This is a genomic window from Phytobacter cepae, assembly GCF_054165735.1.
Window position 1 is genome coordinate 937,492 of the sequence record NZ_CM135107.1, and the last position, 12,791, is coordinate 950,282.

General features: G+C 55.8%; 13 protein-coding genes. 1 reads left to right on the forward strand and 12 read right to left on the reverse strand.

Features of this window, described 5'->3' with window-relative positions; genetic code table 11:
- Positions 1–5: 5 nt before the first annotated feature.
- From ACUY4Q_RS04480 to ACUY4Q_RS04525, 10 genes are all read right to left on the reverse strand, one after another.
- Complete coding sequence (locus ACUY4Q_RS04480; RefSeq protein ID WP_458045881.1) at positions 6–965, reverse strand: YbgA family protein; 960 nt, start codon at positions 963–965, stop codon at positions 6–8.
- Positions 966–978: 13 nt separating this feature from the next.
- Positions 979–1,509 carry a DUF3833 domain-containing protein gene (locus ACUY4Q_RS04485; protein WP_458045882.1) on the reverse strand — a complete coding sequence of 177 codons (531 nt, stop codon included), beginning with the start codon at positions 1,507–1,509 and terminating at the stop codon, positions 979–981.
- Entirely contained in the window at positions 1,506–2,030 is a 525-nt protein-coding gene (locus ACUY4Q_RS04490; protein WP_458045883.1) for a hypothetical protein, read from the reverse strand. Before ACUY4Q_RS04490 ends, ACUY4Q_RS04485 begins: the two co-directional genes overlap by 4 nt.
- A complete protein-coding gene (locus ACUY4Q_RS04495) occupies positions 2,027–2,512 on the reverse strand; it encodes a DUF2878 domain-containing protein (protein WP_458045884.1) in 486 nt (161 codons plus the stop codon). Before ACUY4Q_RS04495 ends, ACUY4Q_RS04490 begins: the two co-directional genes overlap by 4 nt.
- Positions 2,509–3,729, reverse strand: a complete 1,221-nt coding sequence (locus ACUY4Q_RS04500) for a class I SAM-dependent methyltransferase (RefSeq protein WP_458045885.1) — start codon at positions 3,727–3,729, stop codon at positions 2,509–2,511. The genes ACUY4Q_RS04495 and ACUY4Q_RS04500 overlap by 4 nt, the downstream gene beginning before the upstream one ends.
- Positions 3,726–4,448 carry a DUF1365 domain-containing protein gene (locus ACUY4Q_RS04505; protein ID WP_458045886.1) on the reverse strand — a complete coding sequence of 241 codons (723 nt, stop codon included), beginning with the start codon at positions 4,446–4,448 and terminating at the stop codon, positions 3,726–3,728. Before ACUY4Q_RS04505 ends, ACUY4Q_RS04500 begins: the two co-directional genes overlap by 4 nt.
- Positions 4,441–5,709 carry an NAD(P)/FAD-dependent oxidoreductase gene (locus tag ACUY4Q_RS04510; RefSeq protein ID WP_458045887.1) on the reverse strand — a complete coding sequence of 423 codons (1,269 nt, stop codon included), beginning with the start codon at positions 5,707–5,709 and terminating at the stop codon, positions 4,441–4,443. Before ACUY4Q_RS04510 ends, ACUY4Q_RS04505 begins: the two co-directional genes overlap by 8 nt.
- Positions 5,706–6,425, reverse strand: a complete 720-nt coding sequence (locus tag ACUY4Q_RS04515) for an SDR family NAD(P)-dependent oxidoreductase (protein WP_458045888.1) — start codon at positions 6,423–6,425, stop codon at positions 5,706–5,708. The genes ACUY4Q_RS04510 and ACUY4Q_RS04515 overlap by 4 nt, the downstream gene beginning before the upstream one ends.
- On the reverse strand, positions 6,422–6,856 hold the full coding sequence (locus ACUY4Q_RS04520; RefSeq protein ID WP_458045889.1) for a nuclear transport factor 2 family protein: 435 nt from the start codon (positions 6,854–6,856) through the stop codon (positions 6,422–6,424). Before ACUY4Q_RS04520 ends, ACUY4Q_RS04515 begins: the two co-directional genes overlap by 4 nt.
- A 356-nt stretch (positions 6,857–7,212) precedes the next feature.
- Positions 7,213–7,941, reverse strand: a complete 729-nt coding sequence (locus ACUY4Q_RS04525) for a MerR family transcriptional regulator (RefSeq protein ID WP_458045890.1) — start codon at positions 7,939–7,941, stop codon at positions 7,213–7,215.
- A 429-nt stretch (positions 7,942–8,370) separates the two neighbouring features.
- Here ACUY4Q_RS04525 and ACUY4Q_RS04530 point away from each other — a divergent pair, with 429 nt between their 5' ends.
- Positions 8,371–9,915, forward strand: coding sequence for a methyl-accepting chemotaxis protein (locus tag ACUY4Q_RS04530; protein WP_458045891.1), 1,545 nt, complete (start codon positions 8,371–8,373; stop codon positions 9,913–9,915).
- Between the two features lie 48 nt (positions 9,916–9,963).
- Here the strand turns inward: ACUY4Q_RS04530 and ACUY4Q_RS04535 are convergent, their stop codons facing one another.
- Complete coding sequence (locus tag ACUY4Q_RS04535; RefSeq protein ID WP_458045892.1) at positions 9,964–10,506, reverse strand: cysteine hydrolase family protein; 543 nt, start codon at positions 10,504–10,506, stop codon at positions 9,964–9,966.
- Between the two features lie 291 nt (positions 10,507–10,797).
- Positions 10,798–12,138 (reverse strand): glucarate dehydratase, encoded by a 1,341-nt coding sequence (gene gudD, locus ACUY4Q_RS04540; protein ID WP_458045893.1) that lies wholly within the window; start codon positions 12,136–12,138, stop codon positions 10,798–10,800.
- Positions 12,139–12,791 lie beyond the last annotated feature (653 nt).

Here is a 12,791-nt window from a genome sequence, read left to right on the forward strand (position 1 = left end):
ATAAATTAGCTAACCGCCAGGCGCAGCCCTAAGTTTTCCGGGTAGGGTGAAAAGTAGTTTTGCGTCAACAAATAGTCATCCGGGTGCTCTGCCAGATAATGTTTAAGCAAGGTCAATGGCGCAAGAATAGGTAATAAACCGCTGCGGTAATCAATAATGACGCCACGCAGCTCCGCTCTCTGGCGCACGGTGAGCTTCTCGTGAAAATAGCCCTGAATATGCATCAGGACGTTGGTGTGGTTTTTACGGGAAGCGGGGTGCTGCAAAATCGTCATCAACTTATCCCGGTAGGCGACGAAAAACGCCTCTAAATCGTCCCACTCATGCAGGTGAGCGATGAACGGCCCGATTTCGCGATAGCCCGCCTGATTGTGCGCCAGCAGTTGCAGCTTGTAGCGACTATGAAACGCCAGCAGCGCGTGACGAGTGAGGCCATTAGCCCGCAGGGCATTCAGTTCGTGCAGTGCAAACACGCGCTCGACGAAATTTTCCCGCAGCATTGGATCGTGCAACCGGCCATCTTCTTCCACCGGCAGCCACGGGTACTTCTCCTGCATCGCGGCGGTAAAAAGCCCCTGGCCCTCTTTGCGGCCACGGTTGCCATTTTCATCGTACAGGCGCACCCGTTCCATGCCGCAGCTGGGAGATTTAGCGCAGACGATAAAGCCGTCCAGCTCTGCCACGCCGGGCAGATAGCGTTCCGCAAAGTCAGCCATCTTTTCAGTAACATCGTCATGCGGCGCATGGGTAAAGCGCATCCGCGTGCTCTCTTCTTTTGTCTGAATCAGACGCAGCGCCGGGCGGGGTACGGGCAGCCCGATGGCCATCTCCGGGCAGACGGGCTTGAAGGTCACCCACTGGCCCAGCGCATTCATGACAAAATCCATACGTTTGTGGCCGCCGTCAAAACGTACGGCCGAGCCCGTCAGGCAGGCGCTAATACCGAGTACAGGTTGCGAGTTCATAGACATTCTCCTGCTATATGTCCTTTTTGGTGAAGAACAGAGTGACCGTTGCCACGGTGACGCCCAGTTTCTTCATCTCCGTTTTATTAAACAGATGGATACCGTCCTGCAGGTACATCCAGTCGTCGAAATGGAGCAGCCAGGTGCTGCCATCCGCCTTCACATTCATGCTGTAGTGCCAGTTGAAAGCGTTGCCGGCTGACTGACCGTGGGCAACGCCCTCGATGTCACCCGCCTTGCCTTCGTAACGGTCCGTCGCCGTGCGGCGGATGTGCCAGACGCGCTGCTGTTTCTCGCCATCGTCATACACAAACTGCTCGTTAAGCGTCAGTGTGTCGCCGAGCACTTCACCCGTAATCTCAACGTGGAAGCGGCGGATCTGTTTGCCGCTGCGGTCCTGCACCATGCCCCAGGCTTCGGATTTCCCGTCAAAATAACGGAAGATATCCAGCGCAGGCTGCTGCGTGCGGTAATCGTTTATCTCAGCACTACACCCTGCCAGCAGCATCATCATGGCAAGGCCAAGCATCAGCAGACGTTTCATGGTTTACCTCCGATCAACTGTGAACGCAGTGCGGGATACTGCGTATGGGGATCGAGCCAGATCGCCAGAAAGCGCTCGCTGAATGCCGCTGACTGGCGTGGGCCCAGGGGCGTAAAGGTCTTTTGCGCGGGCGAGGCCCGATACCAGAACTGGCCCTGCTGCGCGTGGGTGACAAAGGCGAGCTGGGTACCCTCGCTCACGTTGGGCCAGAGTTTCGCCAGCATCTGCAGCCAGGCTTCGCTCTGCGGCTCTTGTTTAAGGATGCCCTGCGCCTGCCACTGCTCCCGCGTGGCGTCGACCAGTTCATCGCTGTCGATGCTTCGTTGATAGGTGATAATTAACGCACGGTCGGTTGATGCACCGTGATACCTCCCATCAGGGGTATTCAGTTGCGAGGTATAGACGGTAAATGGCCCCCAGGTGAGGGTCGCGCTGCCCACTTTTTGCCAGCCGAGCCAGTCTGCGGCAGACGCCTGGCTAAAGGTGGCGAGCAAAAGCAGCATCGTTGCTAAACGTCTCATCGTTGCCTCCCGGTGAAGATATGGAAGAAGAGCATCAGCACCAGCCAGCCCAGCGCCAGCGAACTCATGACGATAAACGTGGGGGCCAGAAACGCGATCGCGCCAAGGCGTTCACCGATGTAGTAAGCGATGGGGCCGCCCACCGCCGCCATGACCACCAGCAGCCAGCCGGGAAGTGCAGTTTTCTCTGTCAACATGTTCCAGACGCAGGCAAACATCAGCCACAGCGCCATCATCCAGACGGGTAAAATGCTTTCACCCGTGAAGCGCAACATGCCCGTTGCCGCCCAGGCGGCGTCCAGGGCGCAGCCCGCCATGGCGAGCAGAATGGCCGAAATCCGGCGCGCGGGTTTGAGCAGCAGGCAGGCCATGACGGCCAGTGCGACCCAGAGCAGCGTGCCGCGTTCGCGAAACAGCACCACCAGCGTCCAGTAGATATCGAACGCGATGGCCAACAGAAAAACCTGCAGATGGCGGCTCATACTCTCTCCGCGGTCAACTGCACCACGCTGATGGTGCGCGCGTTAAAGCCCGCTTCGCAGTAGCCGAAGTAATAGAGCCACATGCGGCGAAAGCGCTCGTCAAAACCTAACGGGGCGATGTCCGGCCAGGCATGAAGGAAGCGTTGCCGCCAGTGTGCCAGCGTGCGCGCATAGTCCGGCCCCATGTCAAACAGGTTTCGCAGCACGAAATCGGTGTGGCGAGTCATGGTCTCGCCCATCACCGTAACGCTGGGCAGGAAGCCGCCGGGGAAGATATAACGCTGAATAAAATCGACGCTTTTGCTGTAAGCGTCATAGCGCTGATCCTGAATGGTGATCGCCTGAATCGCCATTGTGCCGCCGGGGCGTAACCGGGCCTGACAGGTACGGAAAAACTGCGGCAGCCATGCCTTGCCGACGGCTTCAATCATCTCGACCGACACCAGCTTGTCGAACTCGCCGGTTAAATCCCGGTAGTCGCAGAGCAACACCGTAACTCTGTCCTGTAATCCGGCACGGGTAATGCGCTCCTGGGCGTAGTGATACTGCTCGCGTGAAAGCGTGGTCGTGGTGACACGGCAACCGTAATTGCGGGCAGCGTATTCCGCCATCGCTCCCCAGCCGGTGCCAATCTCCAGTAAATGATCGTCCGGGCTAAGACGCAGTTGCTCACACAAACGCTGCATTTTGGCACGCTGGGCGCAGGCCAGGCTCTGATCGCTTGTTTCAAAGATCGCGCTGGAATAGAGCAGATCTTCATCGAGAAAATACTGGTAAAAGTCATTGCCCAGATCGTAGTGGGCAGCGATATTTTTACGTGCCTGGCTGCGATGATTGCGATGCGTCCAATGACGAAGCCGCTGCAAGGGGCTGCTGAGCAGACGAAAACCGTTCTCCAGCTTTGCGAGCACAGGGCTGTTCATGGCGAGGATCTCAAGCAGTGTGGTCAACTGGTTGGTCTCCCATTCCCCGTCCATCCATGCTTCCGCTGCGGCAATACTGCCTCCCGTGAGCAAGCGTCGGTACACCTTCGGGGAAAGTATCTGAACCTCCGCACGCAGGGTGGCTGCGGGATCGCCGAAGTGAAAGCGCTGATTGCCTTCCTGGACGGTTAGCGAGCCGCGGGTGACGCCAGCCAGCAGTCGGAATAACAACCAGCGTGCAAGGCGTACGTTGCGCGGCATATCGGGTTCGAGCGCGTAAACGGGATCGCTCATGATCGTTCACTCCTGCTGGCGGGATGGTCATGGATGGGCACACGCTTAAGCCACAGCCGCAGCGCCTGCCAGTAAATGGTGACAACGGTTTTCAGGGTCATCAAAGGAATACGCACCAGTAAGGTATTCAGGCTACGGCGCGTCAGAGGCTGGCGCGTCAGCATCAGCGTGGCGTCGAACACCTTCGCCTGCTGGTGGTTTTCGATATGCATATGCAGGCTTTTGGCCGGGTGGTTAAAGCGCCAGTGGTAGAGCATATCCATCGGATTAAACGGGGAAACGTGGAACGCCTTTTCTGTCGGGCCTGTCTCACGGGCATTGACCGCATAATAATGGCGTTCATTCCAGGGAGTATTACGCACCTCGGCGAGCACCCAGCGCAGGCTGTCCTGCCGGTCATAGCAGTAGTAAAAATTGACCGGGTTAAAGTGAAAACCAAGGTAACGCAGCTGGGTCAGCAACATTACCCGCCCCTCAGGACGTTCGCCGGTCAGCTCTGCCAGTTTGTTAAGGGCATTATCTTTAAGCGGACTACCCAGCGGGTAATCCACATCATGAAACGACGCGGCAGCAAAGCGATTACGATGAACGCCCACGCCAGGCAGCAGTGACAGTTCGTCGAGATCCAGCCACGCCATAAAGATGCGGTAGGTAAAATGGTGCTGGCGAGGCAGCCAGCGACGATGGCGCAGAACGCCCTGATAGAGGCAGCTATTCATGAGATGCTCTCTTTCTGGCAGCAATACCGTGCACCACATCCAGCGCACTGCGTACGCCATCTTCGTGAAAACCGTTGTACCAGTAAGCGCCGCAAAACCAGCTGTGCTGCTGACCGTTGATTTCCGCGCGACGTAACTGTGCCCGCCCGGATTGAGGGTTAAACAGCGGATGTTCGTAAACGAACCGCTGCCAGACGAAGCGCTCGTCGATCGGTTGATCGGGGTTAAGGGTCACGCAGAACAGCGGGCTCCCCTCAGGCAGCCCTTGCAGAATATTCATGTTGTAGGTGACACAGGCGCTGGCATCATCCCGTTCGCTCAGGCGGTAGTTCCAACTGGCCCACGCCCGTTCCCGCACCGGGAGCCAGCGTTTATCGCTATGCAGTACCACTTCATTTTGCTGCCAACCGATATCGCCCAGAATGTCAGTTTCCGCTTCGCTCGGCTTATCGAGCATCGCCAGCGCCTGCCCGGAGTGACAGGCAAAAATAACCTCATCAAAGGCTTGCACGTCATCAGCCAGATGAACGTTTACGCTACGGACATGGCGGGTAATGCGCTGTACCGGGGTGTTCAGACGCAGTGTCAGACGCGGCGCCAGTTGGGTGAGCAGGGCACGGACATACTCGCGCGAGCCGCCGGGCACCACGTACCATTGCGGGCGTTGAGTAATATCCAGCAGACCATGGTTTTCAAAAAAGCGCAGGAACAGATTGAGTGGAAAGCGACGCATCTCTTGCAAGGAAGAGGACCAGATGGCCGCCCCCATGGGCAGAATATAGTGGCGGGCAAAAAAGGCGCTAAACCCATGTTGCTGCAGGAAGGTGTCGAGGGTATCGCCATCGGCGCGTTGTTGATGCAACGCGGCTTTTGCCAACCGATTAAAGCGCACGATATCCTTGAGCAGGCCCCAGAACTGAGGATTGACCAGATTCCGCCGCTGGGCAAACAGTGAACTGAGCGAGTGTCCGTTGTACTCCAGCCCGCTGGCCGGGTTATGCACGGAAAAACTCATTTCTGTTTTTTGCCCGGGAATACCCAGTTCACTCAGCAGACCCATAAAGCGCGGGTAGGTGCGGTCGTTATAAACGATAAATCCGGTATCGATGGTAAACGTGCCCGCAGGCGTGGCGACATCCACCGTTGCGGTATGTCCGCCGGCTTGTGGTGCCGCTTCAAAGAGCGTCACCTGATGGTGTCCGGCCAGGCGCCAGGCACAGGTCAGCCCGGCGATGCCACTGCCAATAATCGCTATTTTCATGAGCGCACCATCCTGCGCAGCAGCGCACGTTGCATGATTGACGGTAATCCTGCGAGCAGGCGCAGAGTCAGGCCGAAAGCGGTAGGGAAAGCTATCTCTCTTTTACCTTTCGCTACGCCATTGCGGATGGCTTTCACCGCCTGCCCGACGGTCACTTTGCCGGGCATGGCGAAATCATTCTTACGGGTCAGCGGCGTATCAACAAAGCCGGGGAAAACCACGGTCACGTCGATGCCTTTGGGTTCCCAGTCGAGACGCAGGCTGTCTGCAAACCAGCTCAGCGCGGCTTTTGATGCGCCATAGGCTTCCGCGCGCGGGAAGGGGAGCCAGTGCGCCATCGAACTCACCAGCACCACCCGGCTGCCGGGTTGCAAGTTCTGTTGCAAAGCAGCGAGGCAATTGACCGGACCGAGGAAATTCGTGCGCATTACCCGCTCAACCAGCGCTGTATCGATCATGCCGGCGTCAAGATACTCGCAGGTGCCCGCACAGAGTACGGCCACGTCCGGGCGGCTGTCTCTTAACGCATCGTGGCAGGCGTCGGTATCGGTCATGTCGAACTGACGCACGGAAATGTGTGGGCTATGGCGCTGGAGCGCCGCGAGGCGAGCGGCATCTCTTCCGCAGGCGATGACGTGGTAGCCGTCATCGGCCCAGGATTTCGCCAGTCCCTCGCCAATACCGGAAGTCGCACCGGTGATGAGGACAGTCATCATGCGCGAACCCTCCGCTTAACGCTGCGAATCGCCCAGCCGAGCACCGGCAATTGTTCGTAAATCATCTCGCCGGCGTCGTAGTAATCCTGCTGGCGGACAATGAATCCGTTCTGAACCTCTACCGTTGAACAGCCAGGCAACACACGAGTCTGTCCATGGGCAATGCGCGGATGTGACCAGTGCATGGTCCAACTGACCATAAAACGATCGTCACTGCTGAGCGGCGGATCGATAACGAACCGGCAGTGATCGACGTTCTCCAGCAGGTGGGTGAAGTAGCGGCGTATGGCCGCCGCGCCCTGGTGCTCGCCGAAGGGATCGATCAGGGTGGCGTCAGCATGGTAGAGCTGAGACAGCTTCGCCAGCGGCTGGGCATCCAGTGCGGTATAGAAATCAACAAATTGGTCGATGACGGCGTTTATGGTGTTCATTGACTTCACCCATGCTGAGAAGTAGGGATCAAATATGCTTACTTAAAACTTGCACAAACTTAAATATTTGTCCAAGTTTTTGTGTGATATTTTTTATTTTATTATTTAAATCAATGGCATGAATTTTTATTGTTTTGTGCGTATTTTTTGCGAGGGAGAGCGGTGAGCGCGCCGGGTTTTGCACATGTGCGTGACTGTTCTGTAGGTCGGATAAGGTGATAGCCGCCATCCGGCAATCGAATTTTTGCAGAGGAGGTCAGGTGCGGCGGCTTCGCTTCAAAGGAACAATGAACGTAAGGTGAAAGGAACAATCAGCCAGACTTACATATTCAGATAAACGGAATAGCCCGCCAGACCTATAGCGCAATAACATCCAACGACGTCACCAGCTCACGCCATTTTTCAACCTGCTTCTTACGGGCAATGGTTAGCTTCCCGCTGGTCACCAGCAGCCAGTGACGACCAGGAAAGATTTCCGGCGCCAGCGCGGCAGGAGAAATCGGCAGCACATCAATGCGATGCCCCTGACCGGTGCGCTTCAACGCTTCCAGCCACACTTCGCAAGGATCGGTCAGTTGCCAGCCACAGATCAGATAATTATCGCCAGGGGCGCGCTTGTCGCCCTCAAGGCAAAATGAGGTGTAGGAAAGAATAATGCCATCAAGTACTTCGCGCAGGGTCATCATCGCAGGCGTGTTGGCGGATACCTGGCTCCTGAGCGGGCGGAGCACCTCCGTCACCAGTTCGGGGCGTGGGTATTCACGGCCTGAATCATAAATTAACTGGCGCAGAGACTCGATTTTCCCCTCTTTGAGCCGCTCAAGCATGGTTGTCTGCAGGGTCACCCAGTTATTGGTACGGCGTGCGCCAGGACGTTCCAGCAAGGGTTTGACCTGACTTACCGGCACGCCTTTCTTTACCCAGTCGAGAATGCGCAGAGCCTGCTGAACATCAGCATCGCTGTACAGGCGGTGACCACCATCGGTACGCATCGGTTTGAGTAAACCATAGCGACGCTGCCAGGCCCGAAGCGTGGTGGCGTTGATTCCGCACAGTGTGGCAAATTCGCCGATGGAGTAAGACATGCAGGGCACCTGTAGAGAAAGACTCTTATTAATATACTACGAATATGGCACTGCTCAACGTGCCGCCCTGAGGGGAGAAGGAAGTGAGAGGGGGAAAAATTCGGCCGATCGGCAGGATAAAGCGGAGTCGAAAGCCGGATGTTTTAATTTAATCGGCATTAAATATCGTTTAAGCATGGGTTATCTAAAACAGTTTTAATACGACTATAATGCTAAGCAGGCTTAGTATTATTTCCTCTTAATCCTAATGATTTACTCTTTTAAACTACCCATCAAGTACCCGAAAAATATGTTTGTGAATGATGTGTGTGCTCACAAGGATTTTTATTTAATCTAATAATAATATTGATTTTTTTCTTGAATAGTGGAAAGTGAAAGACAGTCCTGGATATTAATAATAATTCTCTCAAGCATACGGGAATATATTCTATGCGTGAAAATCACCCTGTCACACAGCAAGAGCTCGCTTTTGACAATGGCGCAACGCTAATGTCTACAACGGATCCCAACAGTTATATTAATTACGCTAATGATGCATTTATTGAGGTGTCCGGTTTTTCATTAAGTGAGCTGGAGGGGCAGCCACATAATTTAGTTCGTCACCCGGATATGCCATCACAAGCGTTTGCCGATATGTGGTTCACGCTCAAGAAAGGCGAACCCTGGAGCGGCCTGGTGAAAAACCGCTGTAAAAATGGCGATCACTACTGGGTTCGCGCCAACGCGATCCCGATTATTCGCCAGGGCAGCGTAAAGGGATATATGTCGGTGCGCACCAAACCGGATGCGGCAGAAGTGGCGAGTGCAGAGGTGCTCTACCGCCAGTTCCGCGAAGGCCAGGCGCGGGGCAAAAAACTCTACAAAGGAATGGTGATGCGTACCGGGCTGATGCGCTGGCGCTCATCGCTTGTGGCGATGCCGCTTCGCTGGCGGCTGCGTTCTGCCTTCATTGCGCTGTTTTTGTTAAGCATGCTGGCGGGGTATATGTGCCAACTGACACCCGCCCGGATGGGGGGCTTCGCGGGCGCAATGGCGATAGTGATGCTGGTGGTGATGGCCTGGCTGGAGAGTCAAATTGTTCGTCCGGTGGAGCGGTTGTGTCAACAGGCTTTACGGGTTGCCACCGGAGAAACCCAGCAGGTTGAGCAGACCACGCGCATTGATGAAGTTGGCGTGACCTTACGCGCCATCAGCCAGCTTGGCCTGATGTTTCGCTGGCTGATTAACGATGTCAGCAGTCAGGCGGTAAGCGTACTTAAGGCAACAGATGCGCTATGCCAGGGGAATGACAGCCTGAGTCGCCAGACGGACCAGGCCGCAGCTAACGTCCAGCAAACGGCTGCAACCATGAATGAACTCGCGGCCACCGTCAGAAGTAATACTCAGACCGCCGCCGAGGCCAATGCCTTGTCTCAGGCCACTCGCAGCGTAGCGGAAAAAGGCGGCAAGGTAATGAATAACATGATCGATATGATGGGAACCATCGATGAAAGTTCGACCCAAATCGCCAGTATTACCAGCATCATCGATAGCATTGCCTTTCAGACCAACATCCTTGCCCTGAATGCTGCCGTCGAAGCGGCACGTGCCGGCGAGCAGGGTAAAGGCTTCGCGGTGGTCGCCGGTGAAGTACGCAACCTCGCGCAGCGTAGCGCCAGCGCGGCGAATGAAATCAAAGCGCTGATTGAATCCAGCGTGTCCCAGGTCCGCTCTGGTCGAAAACTGGCCGATGACGCCGGGAAAACGATGCAAGAGATTGTGGGCCAGGTGACGAATGTGACAACCCTGATTCACCACATTAGCGAGGCGACAGCGGAACAGGCTACGGCCATCAGCCAGATAAGCCTTGCGGTAGAAGAGCTGGATAGGATTACCCACCAGAATGCAGACCGTGTGCAGGAAGGGGCGGAAGCTTCCGGGCACCTGAATAATCAGGTGACTCGTTTGGCAGAGGCTATTTCGGTGTTTCGTTAATGGTATTGCCCCGTCCCGCACCCGTGTGCGGGACGGGATATTGTCACCTTAAAACAGGCATTCATCCGTCGACAGCAGTGTCACAAAGGGGCCATTCAGGGTGGCGTTGTGATGAGCGATAATCGCCTGCGCGGCGAGGACCGGGTTATCCACCGTGGTGTGAGCGTCGGTAATTAAAATTGGCTTAAAACCGAGATCAGCGGCGGCACGACAGGTCGTGTCGACGCAAAATTCGGTCTTCATCCCCACGACGACCAGCTCGTCAACAGAGGCTTCGTGCAGTAATTCTGCAAGTCCGGTCCCGGCGAAACAGTTTGGTCGTGTTTTGGCGAAAATCCGGTCACGGCTTTCGTCAATATCCAGCTCCGCAATAAGTCGCGTCAGAGGGCTGCCAGGTTCAACAGGCGAACCTGCAGGGCCGGTATGCTGCACGGCAAAAACAGGTGCACCCGCCTCGTGGGCTTTAGCGAGCAACCGATTGATATTGGCAAGCACACGCGCCCCATCATACGGTTTAGCCGGGCCATGAAATAAGCCCACCTGCATATCAATAACCAATAAAGCGCGACGTCGCGGGGGAAGATGGGTCATGGTTTTTCTCCTGTTGCGTTGCCAGGGGGCCAGGAGAAATAAGTTAAACCCGGCCAGGACTGGCGGGTTTAGGGGTAAATTTAGCGCGCATTACCCTCACAACCCGCATGGGGGGTCGTGCTGGTGGTGGTCTGAGTCAGGCGCGAAAAAATATTCATTCACTGAAATTATAAAAGCTTGCGTTAATCGTCAACAGAATAATGACAGCATCATCAGGAAGCCTGGCAGAGCCGGAGAGATAAACTCAAGCCCGCAGGGCGATGCCTGCGGGCTTTTCATTAATCAGTACGCTTAACGCACCATGCAAGGACGTTTGTTGTCGAACGTCCAGCCCGGGATCAGGTACTGCATCCCCATGGCGTCGTCGCGCGCGCCCAGACCGTGTTTCTGATACAGCTCGTGCGCCTTCATCACCTGGTCCATGTCCAGCTCCACGCCCAGACCCGGCGTCGTCGGCACCTGCACCATCCCGCCTTTAATCTCAAACGGCTCTTTCGTCAGGCGCTGGTTGCCCTCCTGCCAGATCCAGTGCGTATCAATCGCGGTGATTTTACCCGGCGCCGCTGCCGCCACGTGGGTGAACATCGCCAGCGAGATGTCGAAGTGGTTGTTGGAGTGCGAGCCCCAGGTCAGGCCGAACTCGTGGCACATCTGCGCCACACGCACCGAGCCCTGCATGGTCCAGAAGTGCGGGTCCGCCAGCGGGATATCCACCGACTGCAGCGACAGCGTGTGCCCCATCTGACGCCAGTCGGTGGCAATCATGTTGGTGGCGGTCGGCAGGCCGGTGGCACGGCGGAACTCCGCCATCACTTCACGCCCGGAGAAGCCCTGCTCCGCGCCACACGGGTCTTCCGCGTAGGCCAGCGAGCCTTTCAGGTATTTGCCGATGCTGATGGCTTCGTTCAGGGACCAGGCGCCGTTCGGGTCGAGGGTGACGCGCGCGTCGGGGAAGCGCTTCGCCAGCGCCACGATGGACTCGGCCTCTTCTTCCCCGGCCAGCACCCCGCCTTTGAGTTTGAAGTCATTGAAGCCATATTTTTCATACGCCGCTTCCGCCAGACGCACCACAGCATCCGGGGTCATCGCCTCGTCATGACGCAGACGGTACCAGTCGCATTTTTCATCCGGCTGGCTCTGGTAGGGCAGCGGCGTCGCCTTACGGTTGCCGACGAAGAACAGGTAGCCGAGCATTTCCACTTCGCTGCGCTGCTGGCCGTCACCGAGCAGGGAGGCGACGTTGACGCCCAGGTGCTTACCCAGCAGGTCGAGCATGGCGGATTCAATGGCGGTGACCACGTGGATGGTGGTGCGCAGGTCAAAAGTCTGCAGGCCGCGGCCCGCGGCGTCGCGGTCAGCAAAGGCGCTGCGCACCTCGTTGAGGACGTTTTTATAGGCGCCGAGGGTTTTGCCGATAATCAGCGGGGCCGCGTCTTCAATGGTCTGGCGGATTTTTTCGCCGCCGGGGACTTCGCCGACGCCGGTGTTGCCGGCGTTGTCGGTGATGATGACGATGTTACGGGTGAAGAACGGTGCGTGGGCACCGCTCAGGTTCATCAGCATGCTGTCATGCCCGGCAACCGGGATGACTTTGACGGATGTGACGACTGGCGTTGAAGACTGAGCTGGCATAGTTCCTCCTGCGGAAAAGGATAACCGTGTATTGATGTCATAAACGGCCATCTGCCTTAAGTAAATCGTGGCGCTGGATGGCGAATAAGAGGAATACTATGCCTTTGTGTTTAACAAAAAAAGACTGATTCAGCCGGGGTGTGATTCAATATTTGAATCATTGTTTTTACGGCGATAGCGGTTTTTTGTATTATTTATCAGCGGGTTATTTCTTTTGTAAGCGACGCGTGCCCGGATGGTGACAGGTATTACAATGCATACAGCGAGAGGCAAATCTGAGGCAACAGAAAGAGAAAAAGGCGGGAAGGATTTTATTCATAGCGAGACCAAATTAGCCCGATTATAGCCCGTAGTGCAATGCTGTGCGTTGTTCGTTAGCCCAAATATTCTGCTTTTTAATATTGATTAATCTTGCACATGCCCATCAACAGGCGACAGCATTCACGAAATGGCCATCGGCTGTAAAATACAGGTTAAAAGACGGCGGACCATCGCTTTTCTGACTCACAACTCGCCAACATTATGCGCAGTTAAACCGTGCAAAAGGTTACGCAGAATCACCGTTTTGCTGCCTTCATTGAAAGCACAAGAGGAAAGAGAAATGAAAAATGATAGCGCTGTCATTTTGCGGGGCAAATGCGAAGGCAGTCACG